A 20,056-nucleotide genomic window follows, 5' to 3' on the forward strand; every position below is an offset into this window, starting at 1 on the left:
TTCGAAAAAACAAAGGCTAGGGGGATGTTCCCCTAGCCTAGTTTGTTACCAACCTAGTGTTTGAATCGTTCTGTCAATCATGACAGCTAATTCAGCTCTAGTTAGTGGTTTATTTGGATTTAAGTTATTGCTTTGATCACCTTTCATGATTCGGTAATCAATTTTATCAACTGCCCAATCTGGAACAGTAGAGCCATCTTTGTATGTTCTAACATTTAGAGGCTGTACGAAGTAACCCGGAGTTGCTTTAAGTGCATTCGTAATAAATACACCTGCTTCTGCTCTAGTTACAGCTTGATTCCCGTTAAAGTTTACGCTTAGGTGGTTAGGAATAATATTGGACTTCTTCAAGGGAGCTACGTAAGATTTAGCCCAATCTGGAACACCTTGCATAGAAGAGATGATGGATTGCTCCTCAGTTACGTTTAATTTAGATACAACGTTGTAAAGAGTGTAATCATTTGCATTAGCAGAAACCCCTAGGATTCTAGCTAATGTAGAAGAAAGTTCTGCTTTAGAAATAGCGTTGTTAGGTTTAAAGATCGTACCTTTATTTCCATTATAACCTTCAAATACACCAATACCGGTTAAACGTTCGATTGAATTCATGGCCCAGTGATTAGCAATGTCTACATATTTTGGTTGGTTCACTGCAAACACAGCATACCATGTGTTCATGCCATTGATAGGTTGTGCATTTACTTGAGCTCTGTCTGCTTCAATAGTGGCTTGAGAAGACAATGCTACCCACTGCTTGGATCTACTGTTGTAGTAGTACATTTTTAATTGTTTACCCTCTGCCTTAGCTTTATTTATCTTAGCAGTGTCGTAAACATTTATGGATACAGTGGATATCCCTGCTTTAGCCTGAACGCTCTCAGGGAAAGCAATGTGACCATTTGAACGACCTAACAATTCATTAGGTTTCAAATTATCAACAGAAGGCTTTGTAGTAAAACCGGAGACCTTAGAGCCAGAAGTTCCATTAGTGGAGGAACTGTTATTGGAGGAACTACTGCTTCCATTACTATTGTTAGAATTACTGTCATCTTTCTTTTTACGATAAACATTTATTACATATTCAGTTTCTTCTCCATCTTTATCTTTGATTATAACTTTGATCTTATTGTTACCCTCTTTTAATTTGATTTCATCAGAATATCTTTCGTTTTTAGCTTTTTCACCGTCAACTTTGATAGTGAAGTCTTTATAATCGTCTGTGTCTACGGTTACTTTTACTTTAATAGTCTTCTCACCGTAAGGAACTTCTACATCATACTTATATTTATCCTTTTTAAACTTAGGGTCCAGTTTACCCTCAGATACTTGGATACTGTCAGCTACAATATCTTTCTTTTTAGGAGGCTTTTCTGCGGTTTTAGCATCCACAGTAGTAGGGTCTGTACTTACCACTTCTCCATTAGGTCCAGAAGGTAAGTAGGCGATCAACTCATAAGAATATTTCTTATTTGAATCAAGATCAGACTCCGTAAATTCAAGCATACCATTCTTAGGAGTTACTTTACCTAAATTAGTGCTAGTTCCTGTTTTGTTGACTACTTTAAGAGAAAAAGTACCGTCTCCATTAGGAGTATAGATCCACTCTGAGTTACGAGTTACCACATAACCAGTAGCTCCTTCTACTTGTTTAAAGTTAAAAGATACTTTGTTATGAGTGGAATCTACGTTAGACTTCTCCACCTTGGTTACAGGAGGTGTTTTTACTACGTACTCAACTGGAGCACTTTCCCCATATTTGTTCTTAGCGACAACATAGTACTTATGTAACTTATTAGGAGTTACAGTGTCATCCTTAACTACTGTACTCTTCGTCTTAGCTATAAGCACGTTGTCGTCTCTCTTCAAGATGTACTCATCAGCACCCTTAACTTCTGACCACTGTAAAACAATAGACGAAGATTGTACTTTGGATGCTTTGAAATTGGCAGGCTGTGCAGGAGCAACTTCATTCGGATTAGGTACACTGTCAGCTAATGTAGTTGCATTTGTAGTTGTAGGTGCGCTTTCAGTGACTCCGTCCGCACCAATAGCAACTAATGTCACTACATAGGTAGTTTCCCCTTTTAGCTTCTCAACTGTAACAGTGGGCGTGCTCTGGGTATTGTCAACAAAAATAGTTTCTGAACCCACACTCAATTTATATTTCTTTGCAGCCTCTACTTTATCCCAGTTTAAAGTAATAGAGTTACTTGTGGTTCCTGTTACTTTAAGGTTAGTTGGCTGACTGATTTGAGTGGTTTCAGCTTGAACTTCTTCTTTTTTAGTATCAACTGCATTACTGTTTGATTTTACCACGTCCTCAGTTACTACGGGTGTTACATTCTCAGATGCATGTGCCACGTTATTCTCGATGCCCACATACGGAATAAATCCAGACCCGGATAATACTGTGGCTACTGCGGTTAAAGCGGTTAGTGAACTCCTTAACCCTTTTTTCACTTTAAATCTTCCCCTCTTCTTCTTTTAGCAGTTATAGTCCAGTGCACTGCTGATATCTCCTATAACTGCGTAAAGTTATTATCGAGTAAACCCCAAATTGACTTGAAATTTACCTTAATATAAACTTCTACTCGTCTATGAAACTAAACTCGATAATACATTTTTTATTTTTGTACTAATGTAGTTACTCCTCTCCCCAATCACATCTTAATCACCACCTCTCCCTTTAAAGGTCATGGGAATTCAGTATTGATATGCCCTCCGAATCATAACTCTCCCCATCTTCCTAACATATGTTGATCGCTTGTATAAGGAAGCTAAATCGTACTTGACTTATTTTTCATAAAATAACAGAAACTCTGTCTATTAATAAGACAGATATTATAACTAAAAGGTTACGTTTTTACGTTCAAAACTGACAGGCTATAGTGTTTTAACAAATAAAACTCGATTTTGTTTTACACCATCATAATTACTATGTACATCAATCCCGTCTACAATTGTATTTCCTTTTTCAATAACAAATCCCAGTTTTGTGTGGTAAGCGATTGAATTTTTATTCTCCGGCGAAGTTACACAACGGACAGTTTTAACCCCGTTTTCCTGTACTTTATTAAAAAATGTTAGATAAAGTTTACGTCCAATGCCTATTTGGCGGTACTTTGGATGTATGCCTACAAAATGAATATAAGCTTCATTGTTTCTTGTTTGAGATAAAAATCCAATGAGAAAGCCTACAATCTCCCCATTTTCTTCAACGATATAACTAGTTTCTTGAAAGTGGTCAAAAAATAACTTCGGTAACTTATCAGTCATTTGACGACCGTTCCACCAGTCATTTAAGACAGGAATAATCAACTTGTAATCTGAGGATTTCACATTTCTTATTTTCATAACATTCACCTCATTCTTTGCTTTTTGATGAAAAGAAGAAACCACATTAGCCTATTGAGCTAACGGATGACACTTGTAGTAAGTAAAGAAGTTGTGACTGTAAATTACATTTTATTCCATTTTTTTATTTCATGATACACCTTTATTCTTTAACTAACAGAACTCTATCTATTAATAAGACATATACTTCAGCGAAAGGTTGCTTTTTTTTCAGAATTTTTTGTTGAAACGTGGTCTTTGGAATAGAATTTGCTCCGTCCATATTCGCCTCCCCTTCCCCCCACCCCTTTGTTTTGTTACAATGTGCTAGAAATAGTGTTTAGCAAACATATAAAGGGGTTTTACAGATGAACAAAGTAACGAAATTACTCGTCATGTGCCTATTAACCTTATCGCTTGCCGCCTGTGGTACTGCCAATAACACAGACGAATCAGCAACTGGTTCTAACACTCCTGCTGGACAGGACGAACAAAAGGCAGATGGGAACAAAGAACAAAACAAAATAAAGCAATACGATAAAGAGCCTGAAATGACCCTTGATATCAATAAAAATTATCAGGCCGTTATTGATACGAACAAGGGATCATTCACGATTGAACTATTTGCTAAGGATGCTCCTAAAGCAGTAAATAACTTTATTTTCCTGGCTAAGGATGATTTTTACGATGGTGTTACCTTCCATCGAATTATGAAAAGCTTTATGATCCAAACGGGAGATCCACTAGGTAATGGAACAGGTGGACCAGGTTACCAATTTGAGGATGAATTAAACAATGGTCATCAATATGAAAAGGGAGTCATTGCCATGGCAAATGCTGGTCCCCATACAAATGGTAGCCAATTTTTCATTGGAACAGGTAAAGATGTTACCGGATTAAACTCCCAGCCTTTTTATACCATTTTCGGTAAAGTTATAGATGGCATGGATACTGTGGACAAGATCGCTTCAACCCCTGTCAAAGCGGGTAATATGGGCGAAGTAAGCACTCCTACCGAGGAAGTAGTCATTAAGGATATTACGATTAAAGAGGTTTCTGCAGAGAAAAAATAGCTTGAAACAAATGGATAATAAGACTGTATTTGTTCGTAATAGAGCAATACAGTCTTTTTATTTTCCAGTACCCTCCTATTGTTCGGCACTTCAATGTATAGCTAATATGATTGGAGACCTGCATATTGGGTATCTCTCATAAAGTAGCAGAAGACTAACAAAAGAATTACAAACGGCAAAAAACGGGAAAATTATAACATTACTTTTATTCCCAATTTTACAAGTATGAACTTGCCGAATTTGTACGTGCACGCGGAGCATGGTTATTCCACGTGCATGGACTAAAGAGGAGGCACAATATTTTGCTATATACCGAAAAAGACTCTTGGGTACGTACCTTGGCTTATATGTTTTTAGCCGTCAGTTCATTGGCTATCCTGTTTGCGTTTAAGGGTGGATCATCTCCATACTTTGCTCAAATCTCACCTTCAGACAATCCTACTCCATCTCCATTACAATCTCCTCCCACAGCTCCTGTTTCCTCACAAAAGAAAGAGAAGGCTAAGGACTCAGAGGCTGAAGCTGTGAAAGAAAAAATGAAAAAAGCACAACAGAAGTTAACCGCTTCTGGATTATTCAAAGGAACAGTGGATGGCGTATATACCGATTCATTCCAACAATCGATCGCAGCATTCCAGAGGTTAAAAGGATTGCCAGACAATGGAGAATTCACAGAACCAACCTATGAACTGCTTATGCAGACTTCGAATATCAAACAAGAGATTGATATGCTTGAACGTCTGGTATATGCAGAGAGTCGTGGAGAACCTTATGTTGGTAAAGTTGCGGTAGCAGCCGTCGTGCTAAACCGAGTCAGTTCTGAACAGTTCCCAGACACGATTAAAGAGGTTATTTTTGAAAAGAACGCATTTAGCGTCATTCAAAATGGGAAGTTACCAACTTCTAAGAATCTAGAGTCTAAAAAAGCCGTTCAAGATGCCTTGTTTGGACAAGACCCTTCCAAAGGCTCCTTGTATTTCTATAATCCAAGCATCTCTACATCCCAATGGATTTTTAGCAGAAAAACACAAGTAGTTATTGATAACCATGTCTTTGCTATTTAATGAAGAGATAACACTCCTGTCCAATGTGATTGGAGTGTTTTTCTTATGCACCTGGCTTGATTATCATTCTGATTCATTGTGATACAATATACAGACCATATGGGTTACAAGAAGAAGCAGGGGGTTACACATGCGTTTGTATAGTCAATTCACACTTGCAGAGTTGCAACAAGAAATGGAAACACTTCGTCAGCAGCTAGATGAAAAAGAAAAACAGGGAGATTTGGGAGCTGCGGGTATTCTTGAACAAAAATTTTATCTGGCAAAATCATATTACCTGGGAACAAGTGAATTCCGTATAGGTGGGACATATCAGGTACATAATCAAACTGGGACCTTTACCATACAATATTTTAACGGCGTTTTTGCATGGGGTACATTTGAACAGGACCCTGATGGTGAACCAGTAGGATTTCCAATTGGAATGCTTACCTAAACGTACGAGACATAGAAAGTGAGCCAGCTTATGGACATTACTAACCTGATACTATTACTACTTCTTACGTTATCGATCTTGGGCAATAATAATGCTGTTGCAATCGCAGTTGGCATTTTGTTGATGATTCGATTGCTTCATTTAGACAAAATGTTCCCGTATATTGAACAGAATGGTTTACACATCGGGATCATTATTTTAACCATTGGTGTAATGGCTCCGCTTGCCAGTGGAAAAATTACCCCTGCCATGATCTGGCAGACCTTTACCAATTGGCAGTCTCTTGCAGCTGTCTTTATTGGGATGTTAGTTGCATACCTCGGTGGACGTGGAGCACTCCTGATGACAGCTAATCCTGTCATTGTTACAGGACTGTTGATTGGTACGATATTGGGTGTTGCCTTGTTTAAAGGTGTGCCCGTTGGACCACTGATTGCCGCTGGCATTGCTTCCGTTCTATTTCAAATGTTTCCGAAGTAATATCCACAATCCTCAGCCGACAAACTAACTAATTAGACGTTTATTCCAAAAAAGAAGATCGTCTCTCTTGAGTTGAGGTTTTATGCGTATAAGAGATCTCTCCCGGCAAGACTATACCTATGTATAGGTTACTTACTAGGAGGGGTCTTTTTGTATACGAAACCGATGACAGAACAAGAGAAAAACCTCCTTATAGAAAGCATTCATAAACGTGTAGAGCGGGCTAACCAGAACAATCTTACTCGAACAAGTGCTTATCTGGACTTTTATTTGGAACACCCTGAAGTAGAATGGGCGCTCCTTGCTCATCTAGTCTCTCGCAATGGCGGTTGGCAAATGACTGACTTAAGAGGAGAGTGGATTCCACAGCTTTTGACTGAAAAAGAAGCAGGTAGCTTTTTTCAACTCTTGGAACGTTGTAACTGGCTTATTTTTCAGGATGCCTATCCTCAGTTGCTGGTATATGCCCATATGAAAAATCATGAACATCCTGACTTTTCCCTTCTTACTCAGATGGGAGTAAGCCAATTTATGATTCCAATTTGGCAAGCATTTTTGGGACAAAAACGCTCTGCATTATCTGTTTGGTCAAAAGTGAGTATCCAAGTGCTCACATGGGCACTGATCATAAATGAACAGAATTACATAGAACAACGTGTCGTTCAAAATCCTTATTATATCGATCATGTGCTATCTCATCTTGACTTTACATTGCCCGCCCTTTTTTCCCTCACGCAGATCTTTTTTCCCTTTACAGAAAATGGAGAAACAAATCTTAAATTAATTGGTACACGTGTTACTCACTTTGATCAGCTAGCGCTACGTATTAATGTGGGCAAGCTTTTGTATCAACTCTTATTCGAAGACCATGAACGTTACTGGTACATTTTGCAGTTTTGCACCAATGTACCACACACTGGTTCTCGGGCTGATTTCTTCCCCTCGCGCTTTACAAATCATGCACCTTCATCTGGTCCAAGTAGTAACTCAAAAAGTACGAAAAAGCTGTACGTCAGCCCATCCTTACCAGATGCCTGGCCTGATACTGTTCAGCCACCAGCTAAAGGTCATGATTGGTTTGACGATCCAGCTTGGTACAACTTGCTAACCTCACCAGAAGATTATCTGCCCATTCTTTCAGAGACTGACTATGAACAGGCTATCCATATAATCTCTGCAAGCTCACATTTTCTTTCTCCTATGATCTCGTTTTTTCAACGCGAATGAACATGTAAAATTTACAGTAAAAAAGAAGCTTTTTCAACGTTGCCGTCTGAAAAAGCTTCTTTTCTTTCATGATCTATTTAGGTTGTCTTAGTCCCAATTTCTTTGTGATACTCACAAACGTTTTATAGGTTGCATTCATTTCTTCACCAGGTTTTAAGCTTTTCTTATAATCACTATAATCTGCGTACAAATCATCCATTACTTCTTCTAGCAATTCTTTTTCAAATTTCGTTAACATATCCGAGTATCAACCTTTCTACTTATCCTTCGTTGGTGAAATAACAAGATAGGGTTCCAATTCATTCTCTTTATAAATAAATGGAAGAGGGCAAATAGGAACATTTCCTTTACTGACAAAATGGAGTGTAACCTGAGCAAGTAACTGAGCGCCTCTTTCATCATGTATATCGGCTAAAAGACAGACATCCTGATGGGGAATAGCTACTCCCAGCTCTTTCCCTTCTATCTTCTCAGCAAAGGATGATAAGAAGCTTGTAAGTAAAACCCGACTAGCGGCATACCCGTCCTCTGCATTGACAAAGGTAAGCATGTGGGGACCTACCTGATCTTCCTTTATGGCATAGGGTAGTTTTTCCAGGTTGCTAAGGGCATACTCGTGCAATTGCTCATCTGACATCGTTGCTTGCTCCAGCATAGATTGATCAATCAGCGCATAGCCTTCGCCAAGATCAAGTGCATACGCAATCTTTGTCTCCGCTGTATGTGGTCTTATTACTAGTGACCCAGCTTGTGGATGATCAAAAAAGGAACGATGGCGAATGACTGGATAAATGTGTTGTTCATGTCCAGTCAATTCTCTTTTCTGGGTTATTCCACGAACCGTTGCCGCAACATGTTTGGCAAACATGGACAACTTCTCTTGCAATACCACGTTGTTTTCATGATCTTGTCCAGAATTATTACCTTGATTCTCGTTTTTTATCTGATGAAAAAGGTGCGCTAAACCTTCTAAAGAAATTGTCCGTTCATATATTTCTTGATCAACCACCGCTGTCAATTTCAAGGTACTCCCTTGATCAGTCACACTCCAACCTGTTGGAAGTTCACTTGTTAATAATGTAATAAGCTCTTGTTTCCAGTTTTGCTCATTACTTCGTTCATTTGATTCGTTTGATCCGTTTGTTTGACTCATATTATCACCTCGCATTTTGACCCTATTCATTTACCCGGAGGAGTATCATCTTGGTCATCTGATGAGAATGACGTTTCATTCCCCTCTCCTGGTTGAACCCTATCATTGATACCAGGGTTCATCGCTGCCTCTGTGGCTCGTTGTTCAATTTCTGTTACTAGCTCATGTAATGCTTTTGGTTTCAAGAATTCAATCGGGGAAAAGCCTTTTTCAAATTCTAGTCCTTCCCCTTCAAGCACAACGACATAACGTCCCTTTATTTTGGCTATGTGTAATTGGGAGCCATAATCGGACAGCATCGCTTTCACTAGCATGTGATCCAGCTTGAACTTTATTTCGATTTCTGGCTGTTGATCAGTAATGATATGCATCGCTTCCATTACCGTCTCGTGCTCCCATTTCTCACTTAGTTCTCTTTTGGGACTGGCCGCTATTAATTCAATCGCTTCTTCTTCCTGTTGTCTTTCTGGGGAGTCTTCTGGATACACCATTTCGATATGCTGTTTAGCTAATGAAATGACCTCCTGTGACACGATTTCCGTAATCGTTTGTGGATACTCTATCGCACGCAAAAACTCCTCAAAGTACCGCGCATGAGAGAACTGATGAATTTTCACATAATACGGATCAGTCATTCCTTCCTCTTCCATGAACGGAAACATGACCGATTTCATATTTTTTGCATGAATCGCCATTTCCAAATTAGAGAGTAGACTCTTTTCGTCCGTAATTACAGCAGTTTTTTGCTCAAAATCACATTTGAGAATGAACAGAAAATCATCCTCTAGCTTCTCCAGCCTTGCTTTTACAAACAGAAGGACTCCTGCCCGTACTTGCGGTGTCTTTAGGTATGCTTGCAAAATCTCATTGGAACGCGTTCTGATTTCATCCTTCGTCACTGCTTGCAAAAGACGTTTAAACTGCCCGTAATTGGGATTGGAATCAAGCGGGTGCCCTGGTTCCAAGATAAATTGTCCTAGCTTTGTTCCACCGGCATCATGAAGTGGATTACGATCTACCTTTCGTTTGGCAATACGTTTAAATTCGCCTTCAAGAAATGCCTTAAGCTCACTTTGCTCATATTCATCACGATTTAGTACTTTTGCTATTTTAAGCTGCTTATTAGCTTCATTTTCAATCTGTTCCAATACAAAAAACGAAACCCACTCAACAATAAAATTCATTCCACCAGTTTCCCCTTGTCTTCCTGTTATCGTAATATCGTATAATAAGATCAAATGTCCTGTCCGCACTTGATTATATCAGAATGATTGCTTACAGTGGATACGGAACAAATTTTAGAAGACATCTGGAGGATCAAATGTTAGGTAATTCCACAATTACAATCATTTTCAGTATCATTATGTTAGTAGCTGGGTTTGGGATGTTGTTCTATTTATTAGCTACACGCCACAAATAAAGGAGCTAAACTTATGCGTCTATGTTGGCAGTCATGGATAAATTGGTGGCAGCGAAACTGGACGGATCGCCCCTATCAAATTGGTACACGGCTTCATCAATACGAAATTGTGCATGTTTTGGGCATAGGTAGCTACGGTATCGCTTACCTTGCTACCGATCAAACGACCAACCAGCTTGTCGTGATAAAACAGGTTAAACCAAGTCTGCGCAATCAAGCGAAGGGAACATTATCTCATCAATATGAAGCGCATATATTGGCAACATTACATCATCCCAGAATCCCTGTCCTATTAGACCAATTTAATACTCGTGATGATGCCTTTATCGTCATGACCTTTTTTCAAGGCATAAGCCTCGAAGAACATCTTTTTCATTTAAAGGAAGAATGGGACGAGCAATCCTCTGTCTTGTTCATGCTAGAGATCATTGAAATCGTGCATTATTTGCATACACACGGTATCGTTCACAGAGATATCCGAGTCCCAAATGTCGTACTGGTCGATAGAATTCCTCATTTAATTGATTTTGGTCTAGCTCGTTATCTTCTACCGTATGAAAAACAAAATCTTCCGCGGGAAATATTCGAACTGTCCAAAAGTGAAAATACGCTTGAACAGGAAGAAAATATTGAAAAATACCACGATACAGCTAGCGACTTTTATGCGATGGGACATTTTTTCCTTCATTTGCTATATTCAGGATTCTCCTCATCTGTTCGATCTGAAAATGATGTTGATGATGCAAGGTCCGATAAGTCCTGGCAGGAAGAGCTCTCTCTTTCATCAGATCTTACGTATATCATTAACAAACTGTTAGAGGCTGAAGCTCCCTATGAACATATTGATCAATTGAAAGAAGATTTGAAAGCATTACTATAAATTGAATGTTGGACCTAACGAAAGAAGTCCTTTTTATACAATAGAAAAGGAGAGCGGCTTCTCTTCATCGCTCTCCTTATTTGACAGATAAGAATTTATAAAAATTCTCACCTGCATAAGTACAACTAAGGCCTTGCCTGCACCAAAGGCTTGACAAAGCCAAGTTTTCTACTACTATTACTCTGCGATATCTTGCTGTTTACTTTCTTCTATTGCTTGCTTTAATTCCGCTGCTTCATCCTGTAAGGTTTGTCGCTCATGCTTGGAAAGATTTTGGCCACCAATCGGACCATTAACTAGCAGCTTTTCCTCATAAAGACGGTTTTTACGCATAAGCTCCCCCTTCCTTCGACTTCATAAGCATATTGATACCTGCTTACTATGCCACAAAAGAAAAGTGCTTATGTACTTCTGTGAGTTCCTGACTGAGCAGCGGCAGTAGCTTAGCGCTTTTTCTTGAACGGCCCATTTTTTGGACTAGATTCACCTTTTGGAGTACTTCTTGATGTTTTTTTAACGGTTCCATTCGTAGTACCCTTGGCAGTTGATTTAGGTCTAGATGCTGGTGGACGTTCACCCGGATTAATTAAAGCGCCATGTGACATCGTTTTTTCTGTAATGGAAATCTGATTTTGCTTGGAAAATTTGCGAATAATAAAGGTTTGTTGTGGTGTCACGATAGAGAAAACAAGTCCTGCCTTCCCCATTCGACCCGTTCTTCCGCTGCGATGTACATATGTATCTGCATCAGTCGCTGGGTCAAAATGAATGACAACTTCAACATCTGTCACATCTAGACCTCTCGCTGCCACATCGGTAACAACCAATACAGGTAGCTTTCCATCACGAAACGCTTGGAGAGCTTGGGCACGTGCTGTTTTATCCGTATCTCGGTGCAACAGCTCACAAGCCAGATTATGATATTCCAGCTTTTCTTTGATTTCATCTACTCGTTCTGTTGTATTTACAAAAACTAGTGACTTCTTCGCATTAACCAAACGAATGAGACGACGAAGTGCATCTGCCTTTTTTCGCCCTTCTTCCACCAGATAAAAATGATACACTTCATTCTTTGACTCTGGTGCTTCGGCGGCTATAATTACAGGGTCATTGGTCATTTTTGATAAAGCACTTCGGGTATTAGCTGGTAACGTAGCAGAGAAAAACAAGCGTTGTGTATCTCTCATCAGGCGACGCAGAATTTCTTGTACTGGGTTTGCAAAACCTCTGTCTAACATTCTATCCGCTTCGTCGATTACCACACTTTTTACGGTGTGAACCTTTAATTTACGTCCTTCCAACAGCTCCTGCACACGACCAGGTGTACCTACCACAATCGCTGGATTCGTTTTTAAACGCTCTTTTTGTCGCTTAACATCCACACCGCCAATGAGAGCGACTGCACCCATATTCATATGTGATAACAATTCGTTCGCTTCACGTTGAATCTGCATAACCAATTCTTGTGTTGGTGCTAATACTAATACTTGCAGATCTTTACTATCCTTGTCCAACTTTTCGGTCAAAGGAAGTAAATATGCCATGGTTTTCCCTGTACCAGTCGGTGACTCCGCAATCAGGTCACGTCCATCTAGAATAACAGGCAATACTTGCTCTTGAACAGGCGTAAGCTGTTTATAGCCACGCTCTTTCATAAATGATAATATAGGTTCTTTTGTTAGTAATTGAAAGTCATTAGACACTGAAGAAATCCTCCCAAACCAATAGTTCGTACAGGTTAGCTTACCATGTTACAGCATGAATTGAAACCCGGTTTACAAGAGAGATTCAAAACGTTCTTCTCAATCTTATTCTCTTCGTTTTCTATTTTGAAAAAAGGCGGTTTCCCATCAATTGGAAAACTCGCCTTTTTATCAGTATTAAGAATTGGAATCAACTCGTCTTTCATGCTTTTCCATTTTATCATGGCGGTCGATCTCACTGTGTTGATTGCGGGAGCCAGGTGGATTTTTACGGTACTCCTCCACCTGTTTCTGAAACTCCTTGTCATACCCTTTCATCTGACTCACCTCCATTGTTAGGTTTCCCATAACTGATTGAAACCATCCGGAAGGTGTAATCGCTACTTACTCTTTTCCAAAATCGGATAACGCTCTTTGAAGTGTTCAAAATGTGGAGGCTTGTACATCTCTTGATAGGAACAACCATGAATGACAAGCTCATCTAGTCGCTCTCGCAGTTGCTGTAGTTTTATCTTTTCCATAACCAGATTAATTAATGTAACGCGGGCAATTTGACGTAGAATGGTAATCTCCTCACGAATTGCATCACCCAGGGTCTTTCCACTGTGTACGATTTCAGAACGATGATTGTATGATCTTTTAATAAAATCAGCTATTTTCTTTCGTTCCTCTGCTGTTTCCCCCAGATAATAAGCAATTCTCATTCGTACCTTATATGTGATCTCACCCTTTTTCCCATCTGGTACAAAAAGGGATTCAAGCGCAATCCAAAGGTCTAATAGCTCGTCTTCCAGCGAGTTTTTTTCCAGTGAATGTAGAAAGCGTCGATAAGGCACAGTTGGAAACGCAGAATCTGTTTGCAGTAGCTTCTTAAAGAGGTCTTCAGTTTTTGGATCAAATTGAAAAACAGGCCCGTCCAATGATCGTTTCAAGTAGTTGATCCCATACGCACTTTTTTCCATGGTTAAAAGGTAGGGAATCGAGCAGATTCCTGTACCGTTAGCCAAATTAAGTCTATTTTCAATTTCAGTGATATATTGGCGGTCTTCTTTAACTTTTAATGTCGGATAATCAGCAAACAGAAAGAGGGATTGAGGTTTAACTCGTTCATCAAAATACACCTTGCTCTCATTCATTTGGGAACGTAGCCGAGAATGACACAGCTTGTAGATATCCTCATTACCTCCAATTAGCTGAAACCCATTATCTAATTCAATCCGTACAGGCTCAACAGTTACCGTGTTAAATACAGGAGCAATCAATAATGGCACTCTCCAACACCCCTTCTCTTATCTATTTTGCATACCAGTAAATTTTACTTACCCGCGTTACCCGCTTCTTTTCTCTTCATTGCCTCTTCTCTACTTAGACGTTTAACAATGGATTCGTGTTCCTTCAAATCCTCTGGTAAATTTTTATACAGTACTCCGTAGTCGGTTAGCATCGTGTTAAACTGATTGCCTTCCTGTACGAATACTTGTAACACTGTTTTATTTTTGAAATCGTAATATTCAATGACCTGACCTAAATCCCTAGTCGGTTCTCCATACACCCGTTTTATATCATCCATTGTCAAAGTGTTGGCTTTAATTTTTTCTTGTAAATCGCCTCGCTTTAGCATGATTTGTGCTCCAACCAGCTCGGGCTCCTGTTCAACTGTAAAATTATAGGGATATGCCATCTCCCATTTTCCTCCATTAATTGGTTCCATCTTAATAAAGGCAACATGCTGTTCTATCTCAGGATAAGGGCCATTATCACTGGCAAGATTTTTGCAGAACGTGGACTTGATTGTCGACTTTTCCACTGCTGCTCCGTAAATTGCTTCCATCTCCTTTAAAGAAGTCTTACCGATCTCTACCTTATCACTCAATTTACGTTCTTGACTTAAATCGATCTCTGGAACAGGGATTTGTGCCTCCTCTGCCTTTTTCGCTTCTTCTGCTTGATCAGCTTGACTATTACAGCCTGTTAAAATAAGTAATCCTGCTATAGTTGCCATAACGAATTTATTCTTTTTCATTGTTGTTTCTCCCCTTCAAAACATTTTCGTCTTATGCTATCTTGAATTTTTTCCCTGTGTGTAGCTCCTCAGTTGCACGCATACTACGAGTAAAGGAGTTGATTGGAATGGCAAAAGACGACTTTCTATTTGAAAATCCACATCAGACTTATAATAACCAATTTCGTCCTTTAGAACAAACCGGAGAACCACTTTCTGGTACAAAACAGGTAAAACAAAAAAATCATTCACGTCAAAAAGAAACACGCGAAGGATAATGACGCTAATTGTAAAAGTCGTCGTACGATGTGTACGGCGACTTTTATTTATATTTTATAGCAAATATCATAATATTTTCATCAGTAACACCTGTGGCAGTTTCTAATCAGAATCAAACACTCGTTTGGAAAGGAGCGGATCGTTATGTCAGATTCCTCATAATTGCATTGGTGCGAGATAACAATCACCCCTGTAAGCTGAATTGATACGTACTTTGATCTGGCAACGTAAGCAGATAGCCATCCAACGTGCTTACAATCCTGTCTTGCCAGTTATCTGCAACTTGAGTCCGATATACTCCATCTTCACCCACTACGAACTCGTTAAACCGTATCCCATTCCACCAAAGAGTAATCCTTCCATCTTTCTTATCCTCTAAGCGAATCGCATGATTGTGCGTCCATGCTTCTCCTAATACTTGCGTCCCTTCATTAAATAGCAGGGGATTGTAATGCAGGGTAAAATGGTGTTCTTCTGAACCAAACATGGAAAGCACAGGATACTCGATAAATTGTGACCTGTTGAAGCATCTACGGGGTCTTTCAAACACGATTGAACGTCCATTTTGAGTGGATTCTTGCTGCCGATCATCATGGCGCCAAGTCCCATTGCCCCCTTACCAGCGACAAAGTCTTGCATTTCGTACAGTAATCCTTGGAGATCATATGGGGAGAGCAATAATACTTCAAAGTCATATTAATAATTGTGGTGAAAACGATGAGGAATTTAATGTTGTTTACTTGTTGGATACTGAGGTAGAAGCTCTTACAGGTCATAAGTAGGAAAAAGGTGACAGAATTCAGGTTGCATGTATGTACTGTGACACAAATGTGGTTGCTTTATCGTATTACTGTCGGTTTGAAACAAAGTTGAACTGATTATAAATAAGTCGCACCATTTTGAAAAAGATGAACCGAAAACTAGTTGTGATTTTCGTTTTTTTCTTATGGAACTAACGCGGCAGGATTGTATAATAAGAGAATCTATAAAAATACATAAAAGTTATACATTCATTTAGGAGTGGCGAAAATTGAATAATCTTTGGAACAAAGTAATTTATAAAATCTGGTCTCCCGTTTACGATAAGATTTTTAATTCAGGCATTTTTCTAAATGCTCGAAGACAAATATTTCAAGAGACACCCTTCAATAAACAACAAAGAATACTTTTTGTAGGAGTAGGTACGGGAGCTGATTTAGAGTTAATAAATCATTATGACTTAGATATAACTGCAATTGACTTTTCACCTGATATGCTTAAAAAGGCGAAAGTGAAATTTAAAAATTCCTCTATTAAGTTTTTAGAAATGGATGCTCAAATTATGGCATTTAACAATAATTCGTTCGACTATGTAGTTGGAAGCTTAATCCTTTCAGTTGTTCCGAATGCAGATAAGTGTTTTCAAGAAATGGTGAGGGTTTTAAACCAAAGTGGGAAAATATTTATTTTCGATAAATTTACTCCTGAAAATAACAAACTTTCGTTATCAAAAAAACTACTCAGACCATTTATTAGAGTTTTAGGCACAGATATTGGATTGAATTTTGAAGAATTATACTTTAGAAATAATAAAAATTTAAAGATAGATGAAGATAAACCTGTAATGATGAATGGGATGTACAGAAAAATAATTATTAGTAAAGTTAGTTGATTATGTTTCTTCAAGTAACGGATGCTTTTGGTGAATAAAGAACACAAAACAATCAAACTTTTTTATAAAAGAATCATTCAATTTAACACAAGAAGTTCGTGTTTTGATTAATCTTTTTTCAAAACACGCTCTTTTTTTGTTCGTTTATCAAGGTTAATGGCAGTATTTCAATTAAACTTTATTTCAAAGCTACAATTACTACAGAAGTTAGAACGTAAGAAAAGAGCTTAACAAAGGTGATCGTATATTAAAGCAATCACTTAATATATGATTACAACCTGAATTCTGTCATTAAAGTAACCATATTTGTGTCACTCGACAGTAGGGCTATGAAACGTTAGAGGAGTAATTTATTCCTCTACCTATTTCAGTGCATGAAATGGCTCTTTTAAGAACTGAAATTAAGAGTATAAACTTATATGGCTTACTCTATTATCACCTGTTGTCGAGTGACACAAATGTGGTTGCTTTAATGACAGAATTCAGGTTGCAATCACATATTATGTGATTGCTTCAATGTAAGATCACTGTATACTAAGCTATTTACTAACGTTCTAAATTCTTTCGTTAATACGATAAAGCAACCACATTTGTGTCACAGCACATACATGCAACCTTATTTGTGTCACTGAAAAATGACAGAAATGTGGTTGCTCCTTTACAAGTAATACGGGGTTTAAGCTGATTCTTAGCAACCAGAATTCTGTCATTAGACACCTGTTAGTTAGGATTATTCACTTTTACTTTGACTTGGTTAGTTGTTAACTCTAGCTTTTCAACCTTCAACTGGATACTTACCAAACCTATATTTTTAATGGTGGACAGGCTATAATAGAAGTCAAAATTAGTCAAAGTCAGTATTTATCCTATACGAAAGATTGGTGATTGCAAATGGTAGCTGTTTTAGCAGAAGATCGCATTTATATGTTCGTTAAGTTTCAAAACAACAAAGATCATCTCCTCTCCCTCCAAAAAGGGCAACTGTACATGAACAATGGAAGATACTTCGCTGAGTTGGAGAAAAAATCAGGAACCAAGGGTATAGGAGATAAATACGAACTATCTCAGGTAATGAACAAAGTTAGTTTGAGTTTTCATCATTCAGAAACTAGTGAATTACTCTTTGAGGCTGAAGCAGATGTTTTGTCAATTTCTATGAATGCATATATGACTAAGCCTTTATTTTGTATTACTCAGATCGACTCTCAATCACTCAAGATTGTTAAAGAGTACGAAGAATCCGTTGATTGTCAGTTCGATTTCGGAGAAAATGATATTGAGCAATTGGTAAAAGATTTTGGTGAATACGCACTAATCATAAGTCCTGGTCCATTTAAAGAACGGTTGAATAAGGCACTTATTGATCAAGGACTACTAGCACATCAAGGGAAAATCTCATATGTAGATTACAAAGTAAATTCTGTGGAACGTCTTGAATCGTACCACGAGTTTGATCCAAACCATTTCTTTATTAAAGACCTGAGTTTCTCTCATCAAAGAGAGTATCGGATAGTTCTAGCCAGCGTTGACTCAGAAGAACCATTCGTACTGGATATCGATGATTTGACAGATATATCAATTTTGATCGAAACGAGAGATTTATTTAGTGGGAATTTCTCTTTAAAAATCGCCAAAGACTAGTTTTTTAAAACGCAGAGATTTCATAAACATATTTATATTATTCAAATAAGTTTACATAAGATATATTATCGGACTCAATGAAATATTAAAAAAAGGAGATAGAATTCCATCCATCTCCCCCATTCCCCTAACGAATTTTATTATCCCAGAGGGTTTTCCGTATCTGGTTGCACACCGACTGGTTTGTTGGAAGTGTTTAGATTAGCCACATTAAATGATGAGCTGAACAAAGTTAGTGCCAAAAGAGTCAGAACAATAAAAGACTTTCTCATAACTAATTCCTCCTTTAGTTGCTTTCCTTAATTGTATTATACAATTCTTTCAGTTTTTTCAGAATAGTTAAAGGCATCTCTCTGCCTTCTTCGCAATAAAAGGAGAATATATAGTTTGAAGTCTCTATGATTCGATTTACTGAATTAATTTTAGCAAAATAATCCATCGCTTTGAAACAAGTATTAATCCCATCGTCAAATTGACCGATGGCGACAAGATATCTGGCTTTATACTTATAATAGTGGCCCAACTCTGTGTATTGATAGTAATTGCCTAGCTCTGTGTGCTTATAAGGAGTCTTGATAAAAGTATTTTCTTCTTCTTTATCTAAGATTTCCTTTAGAGAAGACAAATCATTAACTGCAACCAGGGCTTCTAGTAATTGATTAACTCGGTGCAATCGTTGGTTTTCTCTGGATTCCTCCACTAATTGTTTAAGTAATGGGATTGCTTCTTCATATTCCCCCATCTTTGACAAAGTTATTGTGCGTAAGTATTTAGCTCCGTTGATAATAAAACGATAACCTAGGCTCTCATACTCTTGCAGATGTTGTTCAAGCTCCGAGTAGTTATTTAAGTGGAAGAAAGAGTTGCAAATTGCTAGTGCGACCCTCTCTTTCTCTTCGTTTTCTGTTTCATCTTCTAAATGACCCATTTTTCCAAGCTTAATACACATTTCATATTTTCCTATGTTATGAGCTTGGAATGCCATTCGGTATAGGAAGGATATCTTATCTGTTTTATCCAAAAAATCCAAATAGTTAATAATTTCTTCGCCTAATCTAAAAGATTCTTCCTGCAATTTTAAATCCCTGTATTGTACCATATAACTTTGATACAATCCTTTTACCATGTATGGAAGAACGCCGTGTTGCCTAGAATATTTACTAATAACGTTAGCGAGCGTTACTTTGACATTATCATCTGTAGATGCAATGACAAAATTGTATAAAGTCTCTAATTGGGTGTATGTGTCCTCACGACAAGATTCTATATATTTGTTTGCAATGTTCTCGATTAAAGTGATATTATGTGCATCAATTGCTTCTGATAAAAATTCTAATAGGACATCTGTGCGATTTTCCACTTCGATATAACATGTAATAACTTCCTCATATGTAATTTCCAGTGGAGCAATTAATGCTTTTACTGTACTTAGCTCTGGACGTTTTGTATCGCCTGATTCAATCTTAAAGATGACACTCTTGCTAACCCCTGTTAATCGAGCTAATTCAGACAAACTAATGTCTAACTTGCTTCTTTTTTCTCTAAATATGTCTCCGATCGTCTTGTAGGTAAGATTTTCTATCATACTTATCCCCCTAAGTTAACACTTTCATGACTTTTCACTTGCTTTGAGGCATTATTTTAAAAATACTATATGATTATTTTATATAAAATGTATATTATTGTAAATAAAAATTAATTTATTAGCATATTA

General features: G+C 38.0%; 22 protein-coding genes. 9 read left to right on the plus strand and 13 right to left on the minus strand.

Going from position 1 to position 20,056, the window contains the following annotated elements; translation table 11 throughout:
- Nucleotides 1-45: 45 nt before the first annotated feature.
- The gene (locus LM917_RS24660) at nucleotides 46-2,460 is read right to left on the minus strand and encodes an S-layer homology domain-containing protein (protein ID WP_232699416.1); all 2,415 of its coding nucleotides are present in this window, start codon (nucleotides 2,458-2,460) and stop codon (nucleotides 46-48) included.
- Between the two features lie 423 nt (nucleotides 2,461-2,883).
- A complete protein-coding gene (locus LM917_RS19620) occupies nucleotides 2,884-3,354 on the minus strand; it encodes a GNAT family N-acetyltransferase (RefSeq protein ID WP_232699417.1) in 471 nt (156 codons plus the stop codon).
- A gap of 347 nt (nucleotides 3,355-3,701) precedes the next feature.
- Here LM917_RS19620 and LM917_RS19625 point away from each other — a divergent pair, with 347 nt between their 5' ends.
- The 5 genes from LM917_RS19625 (at nucleotide 3,702) to LM917_RS19645 (ending at nucleotide 7,613) form a co-directional block, all read left to right on the plus strand.
- A complete protein-coding gene (locus tag LM917_RS19625; RefSeq protein ID WP_232699418.1) occupies nucleotides 3,702-4,406 on the plus strand; it encodes a peptidylprolyl isomerase in 705 nt (234 codons plus the stop codon).
- A 302-nt stretch (nucleotides 4,407-4,708) separates the two neighbouring features.
- Nucleotides 4,709-5,470: a cell wall hydrolase gene (locus LM917_RS19630; RefSeq protein ID WP_232699419.1), complete on the plus strand. Its 762-nt coding sequence runs from the start codon at nucleotides 4,709-4,711 to the stop codon at nucleotides 5,468-5,470.
- A 130-nt stretch (nucleotides 5,471-5,600) separates the two neighbouring features.
- A complete protein-coding gene (locus tag LM917_RS19635) occupies nucleotides 5,601-5,906 on the plus strand; it encodes a DUF1811 family protein (protein ID WP_232699420.1) in 306 nt (101 codons plus the stop codon).
- Nucleotides 5,907-5,936: 30 nt separating this feature from the next.
- Entirely contained in the window at nucleotides 5,937-6,386 is a 450-nt protein-coding gene (locus LM917_RS19640) for a DUF441 domain-containing protein (protein ID WP_232699443.1), read from the plus strand.
- A 150-nt stretch (nucleotides 6,387-6,536) separates the two neighbouring features.
- Nucleotides 6,537-7,613 carry a DUF2515 family protein gene (locus LM917_RS19645; protein WP_232699421.1) on the plus strand — a complete coding sequence of 359 codons (1,077 nt, stop codon included), beginning with the start codon at nucleotides 6,537-6,539 and terminating at the stop codon, nucleotides 7,611-7,613.
- Nucleotides 7,614-7,686: 73 nt separating this feature from the next.
- Here LM917_RS19645 and LM917_RS19650 read toward each other — a convergent pair whose 3' ends face one another.
- Genes LM917_RS19650 through LM917_RS19660 form a run of 3 tightly spaced genes read right to left on the minus strand, consistent with a single transcriptional unit; the run spans nucleotide 7,687 to nucleotide 9,950 of the window.
- Entirely contained in the window at nucleotides 7,687-7,851 is a 165-nt protein-coding gene (locus LM917_RS19650) for a hypothetical protein (RefSeq protein WP_232699422.1), read from the minus strand.
- 18 nt (nucleotides 7,852-7,869) lie between these two features.
- Complete coding sequence (locus tag LM917_RS19655; protein ID WP_232699423.1) at nucleotides 7,870-8,766, minus strand: DUF1444 family protein; 897 nt, start codon at nucleotides 8,764-8,766, stop codon at nucleotides 7,870-7,872.
- 26 nt (nucleotides 8,767-8,792) lie between these two features.
- Nucleotides 8,793-9,950, minus strand: coding sequence for a DUF3900 domain-containing protein (locus LM917_RS19660; RefSeq protein WP_232699424.1), 1,158 nt, complete (start codon nucleotides 9,948-9,950; stop codon nucleotides 8,793-8,795).
- Between the two features lie 249 nt (nucleotides 9,951-10,199).
- Here LM917_RS19660 and LM917_RS19665 point away from each other — a divergent pair, with 249 nt between their 5' ends.
- A complete protein-coding gene (locus LM917_RS19665; protein WP_232699425.1) occupies nucleotides 10,200-11,066 on the plus strand; it encodes a serine/threonine protein kinase in 867 nt (288 codons plus the stop codon).
- 177 nt (nucleotides 11,067-11,243) lie between these two features.
- Here the strand turns inward: LM917_RS19665 and LM917_RS19670 are convergent, their stop codons facing one another.
- The 5 genes from LM917_RS19670 to LM917_RS19690 form a co-directional block, all read right to left on the minus strand.
- Entirely contained in the window at nucleotides 11,244-11,399 is a 156-nt protein-coding gene (locus LM917_RS19670) for a hypothetical protein (RefSeq protein WP_232699426.1), read from the minus strand.
- Nucleotides 11,400-11,509: 110 nt separating this feature from the next.
- Nucleotides 11,510-12,769: a DEAD/DEAH box helicase gene (locus LM917_RS19675; protein ID WP_232699427.1), complete on the minus strand. Its 1,260-nt coding sequence runs from the start codon at nucleotides 12,767-12,769 to the stop codon at nucleotides 11,510-11,512.
- A 177-nt stretch (nucleotides 12,770-12,946) separates the two neighbouring features.
- On the minus strand, nucleotides 12,947-13,087 hold the full coding sequence (locus tag LM917_RS19680) for a hypothetical protein (RefSeq protein WP_232699428.1): 141 nt from the start codon (nucleotides 13,085-13,087) through the stop codon (nucleotides 12,947-12,949).
- A 62-nt stretch (nucleotides 13,088-13,149) separates the two neighbouring features.
- Nucleotides 13,150-14,040, minus strand: a complete 891-nt coding sequence (locus LM917_RS19685) for a HEPN domain-containing protein (RefSeq protein ID WP_232699429.1) — start codon at nucleotides 14,038-14,040, stop codon at nucleotides 13,150-13,152.
- A gap of 44 nt (nucleotides 14,041-14,084) precedes the next feature.
- Nucleotides 14,085-14,792, minus strand: a complete 708-nt coding sequence (locus LM917_RS19690) for a hypothetical protein (protein ID WP_232699430.1) — start codon at nucleotides 14,790-14,792, stop codon at nucleotides 14,085-14,087.
- Nucleotides 14,793-14,899: 107 nt separating this feature from the next.
- Here LM917_RS19690 and LM917_RS19695 point away from each other — a divergent pair, with 107 nt between their 5' ends.
- On the plus strand, nucleotides 14,900-15,049 hold the full coding sequence (locus LM917_RS19695; RefSeq protein WP_232699431.1) for a small acid-soluble spore protein P: 150 nt from the start codon (nucleotides 14,900-14,902) through the stop codon (nucleotides 15,047-15,049).
- A gap of 185 nt (nucleotides 15,050-15,234) precedes the next feature.
- On the opposite strand, the gene LM917_RS19700 is transcribed toward LM917_RS19695, so the two are convergent.
- Nucleotides 15,235-15,600, minus strand: coding sequence for a hypothetical protein (locus tag LM917_RS19700; RefSeq protein WP_232699432.1), 366 nt, complete (start codon nucleotides 15,598-15,600; stop codon nucleotides 15,235-15,237).
- Between the two features lie 480 nt (nucleotides 15,601-16,080).
- Between LM917_RS19700 and LM917_RS19705 the strand changes: the two genes are divergently transcribed.
- Nucleotides 16,081-16,701, plus strand: a complete 621-nt coding sequence (locus tag LM917_RS19705; RefSeq protein WP_232699433.1) for a class I SAM-dependent methyltransferase — start codon at nucleotides 16,081-16,083, stop codon at nucleotides 16,699-16,701.
- Between the two features lie 891 nt (nucleotides 16,702-17,592).
- The gene (locus LM917_RS19710; protein ID WP_232699434.1) at nucleotides 17,593-18,342 is read left to right on the plus strand and encodes a hypothetical protein; all 750 of its coding nucleotides are present in this window, start codon (nucleotides 17,593-17,595) and stop codon (nucleotides 18,340-18,342) included.
- Between the two features lie 140 nt (nucleotides 18,343-18,482).
- Here LM917_RS19710 and LM917_RS24500 read toward each other — a convergent pair whose 3' ends face one another.
- Both LM917_RS24500 and LM917_RS19715 read right to left on the minus strand, forming a co-directional pair.
- A complete protein-coding gene (locus tag LM917_RS24500; protein ID WP_255668440.1) occupies nucleotides 18,483-18,614 on the minus strand; it encodes a hypothetical protein in 132 nt (43 codons plus the stop codon).
- 14 nt (nucleotides 18,615-18,628) lie between these two features.
- A complete protein-coding gene (locus LM917_RS19715; protein WP_232699435.1) occupies nucleotides 18,629-19,927 on the minus strand; it encodes a helix-turn-helix domain-containing protein in 1,299 nt (432 codons plus the stop codon).
- Nucleotides 19,928-20,056 lie beyond the last annotated feature (129 nt).

It is taken from the genome of Brevibacillus daliensis, from assembly GCF_021245735.1.
Lineage (GTDB): Bacteria > Bacillota > Bacilli > Brevibacillales > Brevibacillaceae > Brevibacillus_B > Brevibacillus_B daliensis.

Coding starts and splice junctions, on each gene's coding strand:
- LM917_RS19620 (WP_232699417.1), bottom strand. CDS start 3,354: ATGAAAATAAGAAATGTGAAATCCTCAGATTACAAGTTGATTATTCCT.
- LM917_RS19625 (WP_232699418.1), top strand. CDS start 3,702: ATGAACAAAGTAACGAAATTACTCGTCATGTGCCTATTAACCTTATCG.
- LM917_RS19635 (WP_232699420.1), top strand. CDS start 5,601: ATGCGTTTGTATAGTCAATTCACACTTGCAGAGTTGCAACAAGAAATG.
- LM917_RS19640 (WP_232699443.1), top strand. CDS start 5,937: ATGGACATTACTAACCTGATACTATTACTACTTCTTACGTTATCGATC.
- LM917_RS19650 (WP_232699422.1), bottom strand. CDS start 7,851: ATGTTAACGAAATTTGAAAAAGAATTGCTAGAAGAAGTAATGGATGAT.
- LM917_RS19655 (WP_232699423.1), bottom strand. CDS start 8,766: ATGAGTCAAACAAACGGATCAAACGAATCAAATGAACGAAGTAATGAG.
- LM917_RS19660 (WP_232699424.1), bottom strand. CDS start 9,950: ATGAATTTTATTGTTGAGTGGGTTTCGTTTTTTGTATTGGAACAGATT.
- LM917_RS19665 (WP_232699425.1), top strand. CDS start 10,200: ATGCGTCTATGTTGGCAGTCATGGATAAATTGGTGGCAGCGAAACTGG.
- LM917_RS19670 (WP_232699426.1), bottom strand. CDS start 11,399: ATGCGTAAAAACCGTCTTTATGAGGAAAAGCTGCTAGTTAATGGTCCG.
- LM917_RS19680 (WP_232699428.1), bottom strand. CDS start 13,087: ATGAAAGGGTATGACAAGGAGTTTCAGAAACAGGTGGAGGAGTACCGT.
- LM917_RS19690 (WP_232699430.1), bottom strand. CDS start 14,792: ATGAAAAAGAATAAATTCGTTATGGCAACTATAGCAGGATTACTTATT.
- LM917_RS19695 (WP_232699431.1), top strand. CDS start 14,900: ATGGCAAAAGACGACTTTCTATTTGAAAATCCACATCAGACTTATAAT.
- LM917_RS19710 (WP_232699434.1), top strand. CDS start 17,593: ATGGTAGCTGTTTTAGCAGAAGATCGCATTTATATGTTCGTTAAGTTT.
- LM917_RS24500 (WP_255668440.1), bottom strand. CDS start 18,614: ATGAGAAAGTCTTTTATTGTTCTGACTCTTTTGGCACTAACTTTGTTC.
- LM917_RS19715 (WP_232699435.1), bottom strand. CDS start 19,927: ATGATAGAAAATCTTACCTACAAGACGATCGGAGACATATTTAGAGAA.